A 19,102-nucleotide genomic window follows, 5' to 3' on the forward strand; every position below is an offset into this window, starting at 1 on the left:
GCGATACCCATCGAACCGCCAGGATGGGTATCGCTGCGCTCAACCCATCCTACGGACTGGCCTCCGGATTGCCTCGGGGCTACGCCTGCTTCAACCCTAGGCGGCTGGCCAGGCGGTGCAGGTTGGCGCGGTCGAGGCCGAGTTCGCGGGCGGTCGCCGCCCAGTTGCCGTGCTGACGGTGCAGGGCAGCCTGGATCAGCTGGCGCTGGTAGGCCTCCACCGCCGTACGCAGATCCTGTCCGGCGGGCAGCGGGCTGTCGCTCTGGGTGGCTGCAAGCGCTGCGGCTGGCGTCGCCAGATCCAGATGCTCGGCCTCGATACTGAGGATGCGCGGCCGCTCGGCGTGGCCGGCCAGGGCCTTGAGCGCGGCGCGGCCGATCAGGTGTTCCAGCTCGCGCACATTGCCCGGCCAGTCGTGGGCCAGCAGTGCGGCCTGCGCCGCCGCGCCCAGGCGCAGGCTGCGCAGGTGCAGGCGGGTGCGGTTCTGTTCGAGGAAGTAGCCGGCCAGCAGCAGCACGTCGCGACCGCGCTCGCGCAGCGGCGGCACCTTCAGCGGGTAGACGCTGAGGCGGTGGTAGAGGTCGGCGCGAAAACGCCCGGCGCGCACTTCCTCGGCCAGGTCGCGGTTGCTGGCGGCGAGGATGCGCACGTCGACCCGGTGCTCGCGGTCGGAGCCGAGGCGCTGCAATTGACCGCTCTGCAGCACGCGCAGCAGCTTGGCCTGCACCGCCAGCGGCAACTCGCCGACCTCGTCGAGGAACAGGCTGCCGCCGTCGGCCAGCTCGAACTTGCCGCTGCGCTCGCTGTGGGCGCCGGAGAAGGCGCCCCGCACATGGCCGAACAGCTCGCTCTCCACCAGCGCCTCCGGCAGCGCCGCGCAGTTGAGGCTGATCAGCGGCCGCGCGGCGCGGGGCGAACGGGCGTGCAGGGTCTGCGCCACCAGTTCCTTACCGACCCCGGTCTCGCCGCCGATCAGCACGGTCAGGTCGCTGCCGGCGACCGTGTCGATCTCCGCCAGCAGGCGCTTGTGCGCCGGGCTCTGGCCGATCAACTCGGGGCTTTCAGCCTGCCCGGCGACCGCGCGGTAGCGCTCGGCCAACTGGTGCTCGGCTTCGGCGCGGCGGGTCAGGCTGACCAGCCGGCCGTTGGCCTTGACCGTGGCGGCGGCCAGGCGGGCGAAGGCCTCGAGGTTGTCCAGGTCGGCCTGGGCGAAGCGCGCCGGGTCGAGGCTGTCGAGGGTCAGCAGGCCCCAGGGCTGGTCGTCGATCAGCAGCGGACAACCCAGGCAGTCGTGCACTTCCAGCTGGCCGCTGTGCGCTTCGACCAGGCCGTCGTAGGGGTCGGGCAGGCCGCTGTCGGCGGCGAAGCGGGTCGGCGCCGGGCTGGCCAGCAGGGCCATGAAGCGCGGGTGCTCGGCGAGGGTGAAGCGGCGGCCGAGGCAGTCGGCGCTGAGGCCGTCGACCGCCAGGGGGATCAGCTGCTCGCCGTCCAGGCGCAGCAGCGCGGTGGCGTCGCAGGGGATCAGGCCGCGCAGGGCGCTGAGCAGGCGCCGGTAGCGTTCGCCTTCGGCCAGCTCGCGGCTGAGGTCGTCGACCAGCGGCAGCAGGGCCTGGAGCAGCGGGTTGGTTGTCATTAAGACTCCGTGTTGTGTTTATGACATCGACCCTGGCGTTGTCATAAATACAGCTTAGTGCATAAGTATCTGATTTATATGGGGGTAAAAGCTGGCACGAATTCTGGAAAGGTCAAGGCAGATCTTTCACTGACACGAGGAATGCCCAATGCTGTCTGCCGACCATCTCGCCCTGATCAAAGCCACGGTGCCGCTGCTGGAAAGCGGTGGTGAAGCGCTGACCACGCATTTCTACCGCCTGATGCTCAGCGAGCATCCCGAGGTGCGCCCGCTGTTCAATCAGGCCCACCAGGCCAGCGGCGAGCAACCGCGCGCGCTGGCCAACGGCGTGCTGATGTACGCCCGGCATATCGACCGCCTGCAAGCGCTCGGTCCGCTGGTCGGGCAGATCGTCAACAAGCATGTGTCGCTGCAGGTGCTGCCTGAGCATTACCCGATCGTCGGCAGCTGCCTGCTGCGGGCGATCCGCGAGGTGCTCGGCGCCGAAATCGCCACCGATGCGGTGATCGCCGCCTGGGGCGCCGCCTATGGCCAGCTGGCCGAGTTGCTGATCGGCGCCGAGGAAGCAGTCTACGCCACCAACGAACAGGCTCCCGGTGGCTGGCGCGGTGGCCGGGCGTTCCGCGTGGCGCGCAAGGTGTGCGAGAGCGAGGAGATCACTTCCTTCTACCTGCAAACGGTGGATGGTGGCGCGGTCGCCGATTACACGCCCGGCCAGTACATCGGCCTGCGCCTGCAGCTGGACGGCGAGGAAGTGCGCCGCAACTATTCGCTGTCCGCCGCACCGAACGGCCGCGAGTACCGCATCAGCGTCAAGCGCGAGGCCGGCGGGCGGGTGTCCAACCATCTGCACGAGCGGGTCAAGGAAGGCGACGAACTGGAGCTGTTCGCCCCGGCCGGCGACTTCGTCCTGCGTCCGTCGGCCAAGCCGCTGGTGCTGATCAGCGCCGGGGTCGGCATCACCCCGACGCTGGCCATGCTCGAAGCCAGCGCCGCCAGCGGCCGGCCGATCCACTTCGTGCATTGCGCGCGGCACGCTGGCGTGCAGGCCTTCGCCGAGCGGGTCGAGGCCTTGAGCGCGGCGCATGCGCAGGTGCGGCGCTTCTTCTGCTACAGCGAGCCGCGCGCCGGCGAGCGCGGCGATGCGCACGGCCTGCTCAGCCGCGAGCAACTGGCCGATTGGTTGCCGGAGAGCCGCGATGTCGACGCCTATTTCCTCGGGCCCAAGCCGTTCATGGCCCAGGTCAAGCGCCACCTGCGCGAGCTGGGGGTGCCGGAAAGCCAGAGCCACTACGAGTTCTTCGGCCCGGCGGCGGCGCTGGAAGGCTGAGGGCCTGGCCCGGGCCATCGGTGGAAAATGCTTCGCAGTTTTCCACCCTACGCGGACTGGCAGGCTGGGTAGGGTGGATAACGCTTTTCTTATCCACCATCACGCCGGCAGCACATGCTCACGGGCGAGACCTTGAATAGGTTCTAAGAGCCTGTCTCGGATCTGCTGCGCGTCGGCGATACTGCGTTAAAAACAGCCTCGGCAAGCCGCTTGCGGCTAACGCGCTTCAGCGCGACCCGGAGGGCGAGTGCAACGAGTCATGCTCATTTACAGCTCGTAAACTCCGCTTCCTCGGCCGTTTGACTCGCTCCGCTCGCCCTTTGGGCCAGCCTTCGGCTGTTACTCCCGCTGGTCGTTGCGCCTTGTCTCGCTCTAGTTCGCGAGATCCGAGACAAGCTCTAAGGCGTTTTCCCAGTCGCTGGAGCGGCTGGCGCCTCGACCGGCGCGCCTGGCGTGTCGGTGACCTCGAAGCGCAGCACGCCGATCAGCTGGCCGTTGTCGGTGACCACCTGCACCTGCCAGCGGCCGGCGACCTGGGCGGGGAAGTTCTGCTTGTGGGTCCAGGCGCGGTAGCCGTCCTTGCGCCCGCCGTGGATGTCCAGGGCGATGCGGTCGACCTCCTGACCGTTGCGCCGCCAGACGTGGAAGATGCGTTCCTCCAGGCCACGCGGCGCGTTGATCGCGGTGTAGGCGTACAGCCCGGCGCTGCGCAGCTGGGCGGCGCTGACCTGTTTCAGGCTCTCGCCCGGGGCGCGATTGTGGCTGTCGAGCTGGCTGGTCACCGCCACTTCGCTCAGCCACAGGGTCGCCGGCGGCACCCAGGAACGCAGCAGCCAGCCGGCCGCGCCGAGCGCCAGGGTCAGGCCGATCAGGGCCAGGCCGCGCCACCAGCGCTGCATCGGGAAGGTCACCAGCAGGCTGGGGAAGGACAGCAGCACCGCGGCGCCGAGGGCCAGCTGGTAGCTCTGCGAGGTGGTCAGCTGGAAGATGATCGGCAGCGCCGCCAGCAGGGCCGCGAACAGGGCGAGGGTGTGCACGGCCAGATACAGCCAGCGCCGCGGCGCCAGCCATTTGTAGTACAGCGGATCGATGATCGTCACCAGGCCGCAGAGCCCCAGCAGGCCGGTGAACAGCGCCTGGCTGCTGTTCCAGGTGGTGGTGACGAAGAAGAACGGCAGGACGAAGAACAGGCTTTCCTGGTGGATCAGCTGCGTCGCGTAGCGCAGCAGCGGCTGCGGGATGGGGCGGCCGAACAGGCGGGCGAAGACGCGGGTGAACAGGCCCTCGAGCATCAGCCACAGCCAGCTGATCAGCAGTAGCACGGCGATCAGCGGGGCGAACTTGGCCTGGCGGTCGACCAGGATGAAGCTGGCCACCCCGGAGACGAAACCGGCGGCCGCCACCAACCCTGGATAACGCTGAACAAAGGCGAGCAGGGCGAACAGACGGGTTTTCCAGATCAGCATGGGCGGGCAGTCGCGGCAGAAATCGGCAGGTGGCGGGCGTGGCGCAGGATACTGCCCCGTTAGGCTAGCGGGAAGCGCTTGCCGGCCAGCCTCCGAGCAGGCGATGCCTGGGGAGCGATGAGGGGTAGGCTGGGTTAGCCGCAGGCGTAACCCGCCAACCCTGCGGGACGCTGGAGTCCATGGCGGCAGCGCCGGTGGGTTACGCCGCTACGCGACTAACCTACAAAAGCTGTGCTCGACTCTGAACAGGCACATGCCTTCCGGGCTGCTCGCTGTGGGCGTATAGACTGACTTTGCGGTGGTCGCCCGCTCGCGCCCGCACCCAGAGGAGTTTGCGATGAAGATTCTCATAGTGCTGACCTCCCACGACCGGCTCGGCAATACCGGCCAGCCAACCGGTTTCTGGCTGGAAGAGTTCGCCGCGCCCTATTACCTGTTCAAGGACGCCGGCGCCACGCTGACCCTGGCCTCGCCGCAGGGCGGCCAGCCGCCGCTCGACCCGAAGAGCGGCGCTGCCGAGGCGCAGACCGCCGCCACCCGGCGCTTCGCCGAAGACCGCGAAACGCAGGCGGCGCTGGCCAACACCGCGGTGCTGGCCAGCGTCGACGCGGCGGACCATGACGCGGTGTTCTACCCCGGCGGCCACGGCCCGCTCTGGGACCTGGCCGAGGACGCCGTGTCCATCGCCCTGATCGAAGCCTTCATCGCCGCCGGCAAGCCGGTGGCGGCGGTCTGCCACGCGCCGGGCGTGTTGCGCCACGTCAAGGGGGCGGATGGCCACCCGCTGGTGCAGGGCAAGCGGGTCACCGGCTTCGCCAACAGTGAGGAAGCGGCGGTGCAGCTCAGCGCGGTGGTGCCCTTCCTGGTCGAGGGCATGCTCAAGGCCAACGGCGGCCACTACAGCAAGGCGGCCGACTGGCAGCCGCACATCGAGATCGACGGCCTGCTGCTGACCGGGCAAAACCCGGCGTCCTCCGAGCCGGTGGCCGCGGCCCTGCTGGAGCGCTTGCGCTAAGCAAGCGCGGAAAAATGCCCTGCTCCGGCGTTCCCGTGCAGGCGGGAAGCCGGCTGCCGCGGACTTTCTGGTTCCCCGCCGGCGCGGGGATGACCGCTGTTTCAGACTGCCCTTAACGGTGCTGGGCCGCCGCCAGCTCGGCGTCCTTGGCCCGCGCGCGGATCACCGCCGGGCGTGCGTTGATGCGCTGGATATAGGCGCTGAACACCGGCAGTTCCGGCACCAGCTTGAAGGCGCAGGTCCAGGCCAGCGCCGTGCCCCAGAGCACGTCGGCGGCGCTGAAGCGTTCGCCGAGCAGGTAGGGGCCATGGCCGAGCTGGTCGGCGAGGGTCTTGAGCATGGTGTCGAAATCGCCATAGGGCGACCGCGCCGGCGGCGCCGGGGCGTTCTGCTGGGCGCGGTCGACCACCGCCGGCTCGAAGCTGCAGCCGTAGAACGCCAGCCAGCGCAGGAACGGCCCGCGCAGCGGATCGCCGATCGGTGGGGTGAGGCCGGCCTCGGGATAGAGGTCGGCGAGGTACAGATAGACCGCCACCTGCTCGGTCACCAGCGCCTCGCCGTGCTTGAGCGCCGGCACCTTGCCCATCGGGTTGATCGCCAGGTAGGCCGGCTGGCGCAGTTCGCCGGCCTGCATGTCGAGCACTTGCAGCTGGTAGTCGACGCCGAGCTCTTCCAGGAGGATCAGCACGCCGGTGGAGCGGCTGTGCGGGGCATGGTAGAGGGTGAGCAGTGGTGAGCTGGACATGGCAAGTTGCTCGGCGGCCGGAGGTGGACGACTAAGAGCGGGTTCGCGATTTTTCCGCTGGCGGCGGAGTTGCGGCTTTCGCTCCCTCTCCCGTGCTTCATAAAAGAAAGGCGGGAGAGGGTTGGGGAGAGGGCTGAGTTGGCTGACTGACACCCTCTCCCCCGGCCCCTCTCCCACCAGTGGGAGAGGGGAGTTTCCGAGACCGTGAACAGACTCCAAGCGCTCAGCTTAGTCCAGGCCTACGCGCCACCACCGGCGACCCGACCGGCGTTTCAGGCGGGACTGTCGACGGGCTCTTCAGCGGCATCGACCACCCGGTTACGGCCGGCGCGCTTGGCCCGGTACAGCGCCGCGTCGGCGAGCTTGATCAGCTCGTCGACGCCGGCGTCGAGGTGCGGCACCTCGGCGATCAGGCCGATGCTGGCGCTCAGGCGCACGGTTTGGCCGTCATGCTGCAGGGCGAGGGCGGCGATGGCCTGGCGCAGGTTTTCCGCCAGCAGGCCGGCGGCAGTCCGATGGGTGCCCGGCAGCAGGAGGATGAATTCCTCGCCGCCAAAGCGCGCGGCCAGGTCGCCGGCGCGCTGGCTGAATTGGCGCAGCAGCACCGCCACGGCGCGCAGGCATTCGTCGCCGAACGGGTGGCCGTGGTTGTCGTTGAGCGCCTTGAAGTGGTCGATATCGATCATCAGCAGCGCCAGCGGGGTCTGGCTGCGCTTGGCCCGGCACAGCTCCTGGCGGATGCACTCGTCGAAATGGCGGCGGTTGCACAGCTCGGTCAACGGGTCGGTCTGGCTCAGCCGCGCCAGCTCGGTGATCGCGCTTTCCAGGCGCAGCTTGGCCTGCTCGAGATCCTGGGTGCGTTGCCGCACGCGCTGCTCCAGCTCTTCGTTGGTCTGCCGCTGGATGCGCAGGGCCTGTTGCTGGGCGTGCAGCTTCTCCTCGCGCTCGCGGGCCAGGCGTTCGGCATAGGCCAGGGTGTCCTGCTGGGCCTGGATGCGCTGCGCGCGCTCGCGGTTGATGCGTTCGGCCAGGGCGATGGAGAGCAGGGTGAATTCGACGGCCATGCCCAGCAGCTGGCTGTTGAGGGTCAGGTCGTTGAGCGGCAGGTGGCCAGCGAGGGCCAGCATGCACGCCAGGGAGGAGAGGATCAGCAGAGCCCAGGCGAGGGTGAACAGCTTGGCCGAGGGGTTGCCCTTGGCCCACAAATAGAGGCCGGTGGCCAGGCCGAAAACGATGGAAACCAGGCTCATCAGCTGCGGGTTGAGCAGGTGTAGCAGGGCGCTGTAAGGCGCCAGGAGCAGGAGCAGGGAGGTCAGCGACCAGTAGCCGATGCTGGCGTGGTTCAGCCATTTGAGCCAACCGCCCTGGCGCTGCAGCTCGAGAAAATGATGGAGGTACAGGCCGGCGAGGACGAAGCACAGGGTGCCACCCACGGTGTACATGCGAATCGCCAGCCAGGGCCCATCGAGGCCCAGATACAGTGGACCGAAACCGGTGAGGGCGAGGGTGTAGCACAGCGACATGAGCAGGTAGAGGGCGTAATAGCCATAGCTGCGGTCGCGGGTGAACAACCACAGGCTGGCGTTGTACAGCAGCATCACCAGCATGGCGCCGAAGAACAAACTGATGAGGATGCTGTCTAGCAACTCCTGGCGGTGCAGGCTGGGTGCATCCATCAGCGCCATCGGCACGATCAGCGGCCCGAACGACTGCACGTGCAGGTAGGCGGTGACCCGCTCGCCCGGCGCCAGGGCCAGCGGAAACACCGGCAAGCGCTGCGCCAGCGGCCGGCTGCTGGCCGGCAGCGTAGTACCGGCGTGCATCGGCGTGCTCCAGGTGGCGCTGGCATGGTGGTACAGGCGCAGCTCGACCTGCTCGAGCAGCGGTCACTTGATCATGAGGAACCAGGGCTGCGGCGGACCGCCGGGCTGGCTGAGGTCGAACTTCAGCCAGGCGCCCTGGCGCTGGATGCGCAGGTTCAGCGATTGCCGCGGGTTGCGCTGCCAGGCGGACTGGAGTTGCGCGCTGGCGATCTGCTCGAATGCCAGCGCCTCGTGGCCGAGCAGGTATTCGACCTGCGGACCGACCGGCTGCTGCGCAGCTGCAGCACCTCGGTGGCCGATGCGGCGGCGCGGGTATGCTGGCTGACGAGCAGGCCCAGGCAGGCGAGCAGGGCGAAAAGAATGCGCATGAGCGGGGCAATCCGGAGTTCTTGTTATGGCCGTGGAATCGGCCGCCACGGGCGCTTCTGTAATTGCCGCACGACTGTTCCGACGAAATGCCGGGAAGCTGGCGTCAATAATGTGATGGCTATTCAATATCGCTGGAGCCTGGACTGCAACGCCTGGCATCACCACAGCCCTCGCAGTTCTTCCATCCGTGCGCGCTGGCGAGCGGTTTTGCGCCCGGCTGGCGCAATCGGCCACGGCGGCTGGCCGGCGCTGCCACTGTTGCGGCGCCGCTGCGGGGATTAACCTGCGCCGGGCCACAACAAGAACTAGAGGCCCGTTTTCATGAATTACGACGCGAACCAGCAGCTGATTCTCGGCCTGGTGCTGGCGCTGATGATCTTCGGCGTGTCGCTGGAGCTGCGTCTGAAGCAGTTCGTCGGCGTGCTGCGCCGGCCGCAGCCGGTGCTCGCCGGCATGCTCGGCCAATGCCTGATCCTGCCCTGGGCGACCCTCGCCGTGACCCTGGCGGTCGACCTGCATCCCGGCCTCGAACTCGGCCTGCTGCTGGTCGCCTGCTGCCCGGGCGGCAACCTGTCCAACGTCATGACCCACCTGGCCGGCGGCAACGTCGCCCTGTCGATGAGCATGACCGCGCTGTCCAGCCTGCTGGCGCTGGTGCTGCTGCCGCTGAACTTCGCCCTGACCAGCTCGCTCAACCCGCAAGCCTCGGTGTACCTGGCCGGGCGCCTGAGCGCCCTGCAGGTCGACCAGGGCAGCATCGTCATCAGCCTGGTTTTCCTCCTCGGTCTGCCGCTGCTGCTCGGCATGCTGGTCGGCAACCTCTATCCGCGTTTCGCCGAGCGGGTGATGCCCTGGTTCAAACGCTTCGCCCTGCTCGCCTTCGCCGTGTTCGTGCTCGCCGCGGTGGCCGGCAACTGGCGGATGTTCGTCAGCAACCTCGGCCTGGTGTTCTTCATCGTCGTCCTGCACAACCTCAGCGCCATCGTCCTCGGCTGGCTGATGGCCAAGCTGGCGCGCCAGCACGGCGCCAACCTGCGGGCGATGGTGATCGAGATCAGCATGCACAACTCCGGCCTCGCGCTCGGGCTGATCTTCGCCCAGTTCGGCGGCGAGCCGAACATGGCCCTGGTCGCCGCCTTCTGGGGCACCTGGCACCTGGTCAGCGGCGCGCTGCTGGTGCTGTTCTGGCGCAAGCGCCCGCTGCCGGCGCCGGAGGCTCTGGCATGCGCGTCCTGATCACCGGCGCCGCCGGTTTTATCGGCCAGCAGCTGCTCGCCGACCTCAGCGCCGAGCATCCCGACTGGACCCTGATCGCCGCCGATATCCGCGCCCTCGGCAAGCAGTGGCTGAAACCGAACCTCGAGACCGTGACCCTCGACATTAGCCAGCCGGCGCAGGTGCGCGCGTGCATCGCCACCTGGCGGCCGCAGGCCATAGTCCATCTCGCCTCGGTGGTGACCCCGCCGGCGGGGATGAGCGAGGCCAAGCTGCACGCCATCGACGTCGGCGGCACCCGCGCGGTGCTCGACGCGGCGCTGGCCAACGGCGTCGGCCAGCTGATCGTCACCAGCTCCGGCGCCGCCTACGGCTACTACCCGGAGAACGCCGAGTGGATCGACGAGCACGACCCGTTGCGCGGCCATGCGCAGTTCGCCTACGCCAAGCACAAGCGCGAGGTCGAGCAGTTGCTGGCGCAGGCGCGCCGTCAGCAGCCGCGGCTCAAGCAGCTGGTGCTGCGCCCGGGCACCATCCTCGGCGAGCGGGTCAACAACCAGATCACCGCCATGTTCAAGAAACGCGCGGTGCTGGGCATCCGGGGCAGCGACAGCCGCTTCGTGTTCATCTGGGATCAGGACGTCGTCGGCATCATCCGCCAGGGCCTGGAGCAGTCCGCCGAGGGCATCTACAACCTGGCCGGCGACGGCGCGCTGAGCCTGCGCGAGATCGCGCTGATCCTCGGCAAGCCCTACCGGCCGCTGCCGGCCGGCTTGATCAGCACCGCGCTGCGCCTGCTCAAGCCACTCGGGCTGACCCAGTACGGCCCCGAGCAGCTGGACTTCCTGCGCTACCGGCCGGTGCTGGCCAACCGCCGGCTGAAGGAAGAGTTCGGCTACCAGCCGCGTTATTCCAGCCGCGAGGCGTTCATCGCCTTCCTCGCCGCCCAGGGCGTCCAGGCGCACGGCTGAAAAACCGGAGGAGGTTGCGCGCAGCGATACCCAGCCAGCCGAAGACTGGCTAGGCCCCGATGATGGGTTACGGCGCACCCAAACACTCGCCTGCCGCTGCAGCAGCGCCCAGCGCCTAACCCATCCTACGGGCTGACGCTTCCCCTGCAGGTCTCGGATGCAACCCGGGACATGCAGGTCGCGCCTTCCCGGATTGCTCCGGGCTACTGGGCCCCGCCTTCGCGGGGACGACGGTGGGGGCGGGAAATTTCCCTTCACCCCTGTCATTCCCGCGAAGGCGGGAATCCAGAGCGCGCCCTGCGGGACTCCCCCGTTGGGGAAAATCCCAGGAGGGTGGATGTCGCTTTGCACATCCACCGCCGCGCGGGTGGAAAACGCTTCGCGGTTTTCCACCCTACGAAGTCCGTAGCCCGGATGAAATCCGCCCTACAGCAGATCGCCGAGCAGCTGGCGCAGGGCCTCGCGCTGCGTCGGGTCGGCGGCCAGTTGGCGCAGCTGCGCGGCCAGGTGCTCCGGGTTCGGCGCCGGCAGGTTGAGGTGTTCGGGGTGGATCTCCGCGCCGCTGCTGACCAGCAGGGCGAAGTGGATGACGTTCTCCAGCTCGCGGGTATTGCCCGGCCAGCTGTGCGCCTCCAGCACCCGCTGGGCGGCGTGGCTGATCAGCGGCAGCGCCAGCTTCAGGCGCTGGGCGTAGAGGCCGAGGAAATATTCGGCCAGCGCCAGGATGTCGCCGGGCCGCTCGCGCAACGCCGGCAGCGGCAGGCGACCCTCGTTGAGGTAGAGATACAGGCGCTCGTGGAACTTGCCCGCCGCCACCGCCTGGGCCAGGTCGAGGCTGGTGGCCGCCACCAGACGCACCTCCACCGGGCTCGCCTGAGCGGCGCCGACGCGGGTCACCTCGCGGGTTTCCAGCGCCGCCAGCAGCTTGCCCTGCAAGGCCAGCGGCAGGTCGCCGATCTCGTCCAGATACAGCGTGCCGCCGTTGGCCGAACCGAACCAGCCGGCGCGGCTGCTGGCCGCGCCGACGTGCGCGCCGGCGGTGTGGCCGAACAGTTCGGCCTCGGCCTGGCTGGGGCTGAGGCTGCTGCAACTGAGCGCGACGAACAGCCCGGGGCGCTCGCTCTCGCGGTGGATGTGCCGGGCCAGCAGCTCCTTGCCGGTGCCGGTCTCGCCCTCGATCAGCACCGGCAGGCCGCTCGGCGCCAGCTGTTGTAGTGCCTCGCGCAGTTGCCGCGAACGCGGGTCGATGAACACCAGCGCCTTGGCGCGGATGCTCAGCGGGCTCTTGTCCGCCTCGGGCAGGGTCAGCAGCGGCTGGCTGAAGGTCTCGGTGTGGCGCATGGCGAACTCCCGCCCGGGTGGCCAGGCACAATAAATAATGGAGCGTTTAAGGGCTGTTCAGGGGATCGCGAGCTAGAGCCATTTTTAAGGCTATGTACCAGTTAAGAGTTGCGCACCGCTTTTGTAGCGGTGGGTTAGCCGCGTAGCGGCGTAACCCACCAGCGGCGCCGCCCTGGACACCCGCGTCCAGCCTGCTCGGTGGGTTACGCCTCCGGCTAACCCACCCTACGAATCATCGCTTCGGGCATCATCTGCTGGGCCTGCACGGCTCAACACCTAGCTAGGGTCTGTTGACGTTTCGTCGCGAACCGCGTTGCCGCGCCAAATGGCGCCAGGCTAGGCGCGGGACGCAGGGAATGGTCGTTCCCTTGCCAAGTCCCGCAACGACGCATGGCGCCATTTGCCGCGCAACCCGCAGGGACGGGCCTGTTTTTGCGCGGCGCGTCGTTGCTCGACGCTCATTTGGAACGACCAAACTTCGCGTCTCGCGCCTAGCCCCGCGCAAAAACAGGCTCCGTCGCGGCCGTGACGAAACGTCAACAGACCCTAGGACATAGCCATTTTTAACGCCGTATGGCCGACGCGCAGCAGCCCCTGGACAGGCTCTCAGGCGCGGCGCCTGGCCTGCTGCTCAATCTGATTCTGCAGGCGGAACAGGTGGGCGAAACCCTGCTCCCAGCGCCGATGCCCGGACTTCACGTTGATATGCCCGGCGTCGCCGAGGAGCGCCGTTTCCGCGCCCCAGAGCCGCGCCAGTTCGAGCACGCGGGGGACGCTGGCGGCGGCGTCGTTGTCGGAGCCGACCACTTGGCTGGGAAACGGCAGCAGCGCGCTCGGGATAGGCGCGAAATTGCGCAGCGGCTCCGGGCAGCCGGGGCGCTCGACATCCGCCGGGGCCACCAGCAGCGCGCCCCGCACCCGCCGCCGCGAGGCCGGCGGCGCGTTGGCGGCCCAGTGGGCGACGGTGATGCAGCCGAGGCTGTGGGCGATGAGGATGGCCGGCGTCGGTTCGGCGGCGACCGCCCGCTCCAGCGCGGCCACCCAGTCGCCGCGCTGCGGTTGTTGCCAGTCGGCCTGCGCGACCCACTGGGCGTTGGGCAGACTGCGTAGCCAATGGCTCTGCCAGTGCTCGTCCGGCGAACCCTGCCAGCCCGGCAGGATCAGATAGCGAATGCTTTGGCTGCGCATGGCGGCCTCCTGGAATGTCTCGTCGAGCGCAGTCTAGGAGCAAGTCGTATAGCTGTTAAGGAATAAGAAAATATTTGTTTATTCCATTATTTCTCATAACAGGAAGAAGCCCAGGCTCAGCAAGGCGAACAGCGGCAGCAGGATCGCGCCCGACCACAGCATGTAGCCGAAGAAGCTCGGCATGCGCACGCCGCGCTGCTCGGCGATGGCCTTGACCATGAAGTTCGGCGCATTGCCGATGTAGGTCATCGCGCCCATGAACACCGAGCCCATGGAGATCGCCAGCAGGGTGCCGGGCAATTGTTGCATCAGGGTCTGCGCGTCGCCGGCGGCGAGGTTGAAGAACACCAGGTAGGTCGGCGCGTTATCGAGGAAGCTCGACAGCGCGCCGGACAGCCAGAAATACAGGGCATTGATCGGCGCACCGTCGGCCGCGGTCACCAGCCCCACCAGCCCGGCCAACTGGCCCTGGCTGCCGGCGCGGAGGATGGCGATGGCCGGGGCGATGCAGATGAAGATGCCGGCGAACAGCTTGCCGACTTCGACGATCGGCCCCCAGCTGAACTCGTTGCCGGCGCGCACCTGCTTCGGCGTGAGCGCCAGGGAGAGCAGCGCCAGGCCGAGCAGCAAGCCGTCGCGCACCAGGTTCTGCAGCTCGACCGGAGTGCCCAGCACGTCGAAACCGATGCCCGGCTTCCACAGCCCGGACAGCAGCACCGCGCCGATCACCCCGGCGAGCAGGAGGAAATTCGCCTGGCCGTACAGCTTCAGCGGCGAGTCCGGCGACGGGTCGTGCGCCTGCAACTCGTCCTCGCGGCGGTAGTAATAACTGTCGATGGCGTAGAACAGCGCCAGCAACGCCGCCGACAGCAGCAGGACCGGCAGCGCCATGTGCTCGACGGTCCAGAGGAAATCCACGCCCTTGAGGAAGCCGAGGAACAGCGGCGGGTCGCCCAGCGGCGTCAGCCCGCCGCCGACGTTGGCGACCAGGAAGATGAAGAACACCACCACATGCACCCGGTGCTTGCGGTTGTCGTTGGCGCGCAGCAACGGGCGGATCAGCAGCATCGCCGCGCCGGTGGTGCCCATCAGCGAGGCCAGCAGGGTGCCGATCGCCAGCAGGCCGGTGTTCAGCCGTGGCGAACCGTGCAGGTTGCCCCCCACCAGGATGCCGCCGGAGATGGTGTAGAGGGCGAACAAGAGAAGGATAAAAGGCAGGTACTCGGCCAGCAGTGCATGCGCCAGCAGCGCGGCGGTGGCCTGGCCGCCAAAGCTGGCGGCGAACGGCAACAGCACGGCCAGCGCCCAGAGCGCGGTGATCTTGCCGAAATGCTGATGCCAAAGCCTGGCGGCGAAGATCGGCAGCAGGGCGATCGACAGCAGGATGCCGACGAACGGCAGCGCCCAGGCCAGGCTCAGGCTGGCGCCGTCGATTTCGGCCGCCGCCGCCAGGCCAGGAACCAGGCACAGGAGCGCCAGCAGGCGGGTGCAGAGCGCTTTCATCATTTCTCCTGACAGGCCTCAACGAACAAGCCGGGCATTAAACAAGACTGCTACGGAAAGCGACAGCCGCGGGCAGCCCTGCCCCTGCATGAAAAATATATTCTGGTTATATAAAAATTCTTAAACAGTATTTTAAAGAATATCTTCGAGCCCTCTACTATCCGCTCCACGCCCAGCGCCCCAAGCGTCACGGGTAGCCATTCAAGGAGCAGATCGAGATGAGCGCATCCCTTCGCAGCATTGAAGCTCAGGACGAAGCCAGCATCCTGCGTGAGATCCACAGCGCCCTGCAGGGCCTGCGCTTCGGTGCGGTGGAAATCACCGTGCACAACGGCCAGGTCGTGCAGATCGAGCGCAAGGAAAAATTTCGCCTGCAAGCGCCGCAAGCCAAGCAGGGCTGAATGCCAGGCCGACCGGAACGCCGGAGGAAACCACATGAATCCTAGCCCCAGGCACAGCTCGAGCATGCCCATGCAGCGCTGTCGTCCGCGAATGCGGCGTTAACGCCAACCACAACAAACAGCCAACACCCGAGCGCAATTGCCTTATTAGGAGCTACAGCATGTCTATCCGCCGTTTCGCCCTGGCCGCACTGGCCAGCGCCCTGATTGCCGGCCCGGCCGCCGCTGCCGCCAGCGCCAGCGAACTGCTCAACGTGTCCTACGACCCGACGCGCGAGCTCTATCAGGAGTACAACGCCGAGTTCAATAAATTCTGGCAGGCCCAGGGCCACGAAGCCGTGAAGGTCCAGCAATCCCACGGCGGCTCCGGCAAGCAGGCGCGCGCGGTGATCGACGGCCTCAAGGCCGACGTGGTGACCCTGGCCCTGGCCGGCGACATCGACGAACTGAACAAGCTCGGCAAGCTGATCCCGGAAAACTGGCAGGAGCGCCTGCCGGACGCGAGCACCCCCTACACCTCGACCATCGTGTTCCTGGTGCGCAAGGGCAACCCGAAAGGCATCAAGGACTGGAACGACCTGGTCAAGTCGGGCGTCGAGGTGATCACCCCGAACCCGAAAACCTCCGGCGGCGCCCGCTGGAACTTCCTCGCGGCCTGGGCCTACGGCCTCAAGCAGTACGGCAGCGAAGCCAAGGCCCAGGAGTTCGTCGAGAAGCTCTACAAGAACGTCCCGGTCCTCGACACCGGTGCCCGTGGCTCGACCATCACCTTCGTCAACAACAACATCGGCGACGTGCTGCTAGCCTGGGAGAACGAAGCCTTCCTGGCCCTCAAGGAACAGGGCGGCGAGAACTTCGAGATCGTCGCGCCGAGCCTGTCGATCCTCGCTGAACCGCCGGTGGCGGTGGTCGACAAGAACGTCGACAAGAAGGGCACCCGCGCAGTCGCCGAGGCCTATCTGAAGCATCTGTACAGCCCGGAAGGCCAGCGCATCGCGGCGAAGAACTTCTACCGCCCGCGTGACGCCAAGGTCGCCGCCGAATTCGCCAAGCAGTTCCCGCAGCTCAACCTGGTCACCATCGACAAGGATTTCGGTGGCTGGAAGAGCGCGCAGCCGAAGTTCTTCAACGACGGTGGCGTGTTCGACCAGATCTATCAGGCCCAGTAAGCTCGCAGAGCGAACGTAGGATGGGTATCGCTGCGCTCAACCCATCCTACGAGTGAACCACGAGGGGTTAGAATCGCCGCCCCGCCGCGCAACGAGAGAGGGAAGCCGCGGCTTCCCTTTGTCGCACGCGGACCCAGGCGAATCAGGACAGACGGCCCGGCCGTTTTCCGAGCGTTCCTACTTGATCAACAAGCAGGCAGATATAAGGACTGACCATGTCACGCCGCATTTCCCCCGTCATACCCGGCTTCGGGCTGACGCTGGGCTACACCCTGGTGTACCTCAGCCTGTTGGTGCTGATTCCCCTGGGTGCGATGTTCCTCAAGACCACGCAGCTGAGCTGGGAACAATTCTGGGCGATCATCTCCGCGCCGCGGGTGCTCGCCGCCCTCAAGCTCTCGTTCGGCACCGCGCTGGGCGCCGCCGTGATCAACGGCCTGATCGGCACCCTGCTGGCCTGGGTGCTGGTGCGTTACGACTTCGCCGGGCGCAAGATCATCGACGCCATGATCGACCTGCCGTTCGCCCTGCCCACCGCCGTTGCCGGCATCGCCCTGACCGCGCTGTACGCTCCGGCCGGGCTGGTCGGCCAGTTCGCCAGCGAGCTCGGTTTCAAGATCGCCTACAGCCCGCTGGGCATCTGCCTGGCGCTGACCTTCGTGACCCTGCCGTTCGTGGTGCGCACGGTGCAGCCGGTGCTCGCCGACATCCCCCGCGAAGTCGAGGAGGCCGCCGCCTGCCTCGGCGCCAAACCGCTGCAGGTGTTCCGCCACATCCTCCTGCCGGCGCTGTTGCCGGCCTGGCTGACCGGTTTCGCCCTGGCCTTTGCCCGCGGCGTCGGCGAGTACGGTTCAGTGATCTTCATCGCCGGCAATATGCCGATGAAGACCGAGATCCTGCCGCTGCTGATCATGGTCAAGCTCGACCAGTACGACTACACCGGCGCCACCGCCATCGGCGTGCTGATGCTGGTGGTCTCCTTCATCCTGCTGCTGCTGATCAACCTGTTGCAGCGCCGCATCGAAACCCCTTGAGGAGGCCGTCATGTCATCCGCAACGCTAACCGCCGCCGCCTCTGCCAACGCCGCCCGCCGCGGCAACGTCTGGGGCCGCCGCGCCTTGATCGCCGGCGCCTGGCTGGCTTTCGCCCTGTTCCTCCTGCTGCCGCTCTACATAGTGCTGAGCGAGGCGCTGAAACAGGGCCTCGGCACCTTCGCCAGCGCCATCTTCGAGGCCGACGCGCTGTCGGCCCTCAAGCTGACGCTGATCGCCGTGGCCATTTCGGTGCCGCTCAACCTGGTGTTCGGCGTCAGCGCCGCCTGGTGCGTGAGCAAGTTCGAGTTCCCCGGCAAGAGCCTGCTGGTGACCCTGATCGACCTGCCGTTCTCGGTGTCACCGGTGATCGCCGGCCTGATCTACGTGCTGCTGTTCGGTGCCCAGGGCTACTTCGGCGAGTGGCTGCAGGACCGCGACATCCAGATCGTCTTCGCCGTGCCCGGCATCGTCCTCGCCACCCTCTTCGTCACCGTGCCCTTCGTCGCCCGCGAGCTGATCCCGCTGATGCAGGAGCAGGGCACCCAGGAAGAAGAGGCCGCGCGCCTACTCGGCGCCAACGGCTGGCAGATGTTCTGGCACGTGACCCTGCCGAACATCAAATGGGGCCTGATCTACGGCGTGGTGCTGTGCACCGCGCGCGCGATGGGCGAGTTCGGCGCGGTGTCGGTGGTGTCCGGGCACATCCGCGGCGTCACCAACACTCTGCCGCTGCACGTCGAGATCCTCTACAACGAATACAACCACGTCGCCGCCTTCAGCGTCGCCAGCCTGCTGCTGATCCTGGCGCTGATCATCCTGCTGCTCAAGCAGTGGAGCGAAGCCCGCCTGTCCCGCCTCAAGTCCAAAGCTGACGAGGAATAATTCATGTCGATCGAAATCCGTAACGTCAGCAAGAACTTCAACGCCTTCAAGGCGCTCAACGACATCAACCTGGACATCCACAGCGGCGAGCTGGTGGCCCTGCTCGGCCCGTCCGGCTGCGGCAAGACCACCCTGCTGCGGATCATCGCCGGCCTGGAAACCCCGGATCAGGGCAATATCGTGTTCCACGGCGAAGACGTCTCGCAGCACGACGTGCGCGACCGCAACGTCGGCTTCGTGTTCCAGCACTACGCGCTGTTCCGCCACATGACGGTGTTCGACAACGTCGCCTTCGGCCTGCGCATGAAACCCAAGGGCGAGCGGCCGAGCGAGGCGGAGATCGCCGACAAGGTCCACGAACTGCTCAACATGGTGCAGCTCGACTGGCTGTCCGACCGCTACCCGGAACAGCTGTCCGGCGGCCAGCGCCAGCGCATCGCCCTGGCCCGCGCGCTGGCGGTGAAGCCGAAGATCCTGCTGCTCGACGAGCCCTTCGGCGCCCTCGACGCCAAGGTGCGCAAGGAGCTGCGCCGCTGGCTGGCGCGCCTGCACGAGGAGATCAACCTGACCAGCGTGTTCGTCACCCACGACCAGGAAGAGGCGATGGAAGTCGCCGACCGCATCGTGGTGATGAACAAGGGTGTGATCGAGCAGATCGGCGCGCCGGGCGAGGTCTACGAGCACCCGCAGAGCGACTTCGTCTACCACTTCCTCGGCGATTCCAACCGCCTGTTCATCGGCGAGGATCACCACGTGCTGTTCCGCCCGCATGAGGTGTCGTTGTCCCGTTCGGCGCTGGACGATCATCAGCTCGCCGAAGTGCGTGACATCCGCCCGCTCGGTGCGATCACCCGGGTGACCCTCAAGGTCGCCGGCCAGGACGAGCTGATCGAGGCCGAAGTGGTCAAGGATCACGACAGCCTGAGCGGCCTGGCACGCGGTGAAAGCCTGTACTTCAAACCCAAGGCCGGGCAGCCGGTCGCCCATCGCTGAACCTGGCGATGGCGGCGGGCTGC

16 protein-coding genes and 1 pseudogene are annotated in these 19,102 nt (G+C 67.3%); 9 read left to right on the forward strand and 8 right to left on the reverse strand.

What is annotated here, in order from left to right; genetic code table 11:
* Window positions 1-79 precede the first annotated feature (79 nt).
* The gene (norR, locus tag D3880_RS00455; RefSeq protein ID WP_119891582.1) at window positions 80-1,633 is read right to left on the reverse strand and encodes a nitric oxide reductase transcriptional regulator NorR; all 1,554 of its coding nucleotides are present in this window, start codon (window positions 1,631-1,633) and stop codon (window positions 80-82) included.
* Window positions 1,634-1,781: 148 nt separating this feature from the next.
* Between norR and hmpA the strand changes: the two genes are divergently transcribed.
* Complete coding sequence (gene hmpA / locus D3880_RS00460; RefSeq protein ID WP_119891583.1) at window positions 1,782-2,963, forward strand: NO-inducible flavohemoprotein; 1,182 nt, start codon at window positions 1,782-1,784, stop codon at window positions 2,961-2,963.
* Window positions 2,964-3,361: 398 nt separating this feature from the next.
* Here the strand turns inward: hmpA and D3880_RS00465 are convergent, their stop codons facing one another.
* Window positions 3,362-4,429 (reverse strand): DUF5924 family protein, encoded by a 1,068-nt coding sequence (locus tag D3880_RS00465; RefSeq protein ID WP_119891584.1) that lies wholly within the window; start codon window positions 4,427-4,429, stop codon window positions 3,362-3,364.
* 337 nt (window positions 4,430-4,766) lie between these two features.
* Here D3880_RS00465 and D3880_RS00470 point away from each other — a divergent pair, with 337 nt between their 5' ends.
* Entirely contained in the window at window positions 4,767-5,444 is a 678-nt protein-coding gene (locus tag D3880_RS00470) for a type 1 glutamine amidotransferase domain-containing protein (protein ID WP_119891585.1), read from the forward strand.
* Between the two features lie 112 nt (window positions 5,445-5,556).
* Here the strand turns inward: D3880_RS00470 and D3880_RS00475 are convergent, their stop codons facing one another.
* The 3 genes and pseudogenes from D3880_RS00475 to D3880_RS00485 all read right to left on the reverse strand — a co-directional run.
* Window positions 5,557-6,189 carry a glutathione S-transferase family protein gene (locus D3880_RS00475; protein WP_119891586.1) on the reverse strand — a complete coding sequence of 211 codons (633 nt, stop codon included), beginning with the start codon at window positions 6,187-6,189 and terminating at the stop codon, window positions 5,557-5,559.
* A gap of 272 nt (window positions 6,190-6,461) precedes the next feature.
* Window positions 6,462-7,874: a sensor domain-containing diguanylate cyclase gene (locus tag D3880_RS00480; RefSeq protein WP_338014520.1), complete on the reverse strand. Its 1,413-nt coding sequence runs from the start codon at window positions 7,872-7,874 to the stop codon at window positions 6,462-6,464.
* A gap of 48 nt (window positions 7,875-7,922) precedes the next feature.
* Window positions 7,923-8,540: pseudogene (locus D3880_RS00485) on the reverse strand (7TMR-DISMED2 domain-containing protein); the annotation flags it as partial.
* A 162-nt stretch (window positions 8,541-8,702) separates the two neighbouring features.
* On the opposite strand from D3880_RS00485, the gene D3880_RS00490 reads away from it, so the two are divergent.
* A complete protein-coding gene (locus D3880_RS00490) occupies window positions 8,703-9,617 on the forward strand; it encodes a bile acid:sodium symporter family protein (protein WP_119891589.1) in 915 nt (304 codons plus the stop codon).
* The gene (locus tag D3880_RS00495; RefSeq protein ID WP_119891590.1) at window positions 9,605-10,567 is read left to right on the forward strand and encodes an SDR family oxidoreductase; all 963 of its coding nucleotides are present in this window, start codon (window positions 9,605-9,607) and stop codon (window positions 10,565-10,567) included. The genes D3880_RS00490 and D3880_RS00495 overlap by 13 nt, the downstream gene beginning before the upstream one ends.
* A 426-nt stretch (window positions 10,568-10,993) precedes the next feature.
* Here D3880_RS00495 and D3880_RS00500 read toward each other — a convergent pair whose 3' ends face one another.
* From D3880_RS00500 to D3880_RS00510, 3 genes are all read right to left on the reverse strand, one after another.
* Window positions 10,994-11,908, reverse strand: coding sequence for a sigma 54-interacting transcriptional regulator (locus D3880_RS00500; RefSeq protein WP_119891591.1), 915 nt, complete (start codon window positions 11,906-11,908; stop codon window positions 10,994-10,996).
* 606 nt (window positions 11,909-12,514) lie between these two features.
* Window positions 12,515-13,096 (reverse strand): alpha/beta hydrolase, encoded by a 582-nt coding sequence (locus tag D3880_RS00505; protein ID WP_119891592.1) that lies wholly within the window; start codon window positions 13,094-13,096, stop codon window positions 12,515-12,517.
* Between the two features lie 93 nt (window positions 13,097-13,189).
* A complete protein-coding gene (locus tag D3880_RS00510) occupies window positions 13,190-14,599 on the reverse strand; it encodes a sodium:proton antiporter (protein ID WP_119891593.1) in 1,410 nt (469 codons plus the stop codon).
* 218 nt (window positions 14,600-14,817) lie between these two features.
* Here D3880_RS00510 and oscA point away from each other — a divergent pair, with 218 nt between their 5' ends.
* From oscA to D3880_RS00535, 5 genes are all read left to right on the forward strand, one after another.
* Window positions 14,818-15,000, forward strand: coding sequence for a sulfur starvation response protein OscA (oscA, locus tag D3880_RS00515; protein ID WP_119891594.1), 183 nt, complete (start codon window positions 14,818-14,820; stop codon window positions 14,998-15,000).
* Window positions 15,001-15,161: 161 nt separating this feature from the next.
* The gene (locus D3880_RS00520) at window positions 15,162-16,169 is read left to right on the forward strand and encodes a sulfate ABC transporter substrate-binding protein (RefSeq protein WP_119891595.1); all 1,008 of its coding nucleotides are present in this window, start codon (window positions 15,162-15,164) and stop codon (window positions 16,167-16,169) included.
* Between the two features lie 215 nt (window positions 16,170-16,384).
* Window positions 16,385-17,203 (forward strand): sulfate ABC transporter permease subunit CysT, encoded by an 819-nt coding sequence (gene cysT / locus D3880_RS00525; RefSeq protein WP_119891596.1) that lies wholly within the window; start codon window positions 16,385-16,387, stop codon window positions 17,201-17,203.
* A 10-nt stretch (window positions 17,204-17,213) separates the two neighbouring features.
* The gene (cysW, locus tag D3880_RS00530) at window positions 17,214-18,086 is read left to right on the forward strand and encodes a sulfate ABC transporter permease subunit CysW (RefSeq protein ID WP_119891597.1); all 873 of its coding nucleotides are present in this window, start codon (window positions 17,214-17,216) and stop codon (window positions 18,084-18,086) included.
* 3 nt (window positions 18,087-18,089) lie between these two features.
* The gene (locus D3880_RS00535) at window positions 18,090-19,079 is read left to right on the forward strand and encodes a sulfate/molybdate ABC transporter ATP-binding protein (protein WP_119891598.1); all 990 of its coding nucleotides are present in this window, start codon (window positions 18,090-18,092) and stop codon (window positions 19,077-19,079) included.
* Window positions 19,080-19,102: the final 23 nt, after the last annotated feature.

Source organism: Pseudomonas cavernae, assembly GCF_003595175.1.
GTDB classification, from domain to species: domain Bacteria; phylum Pseudomonadota; class Gammaproteobacteria; order Pseudomonadales; family Pseudomonadaceae; genus Aquipseudomonas; species Aquipseudomonas cavernae.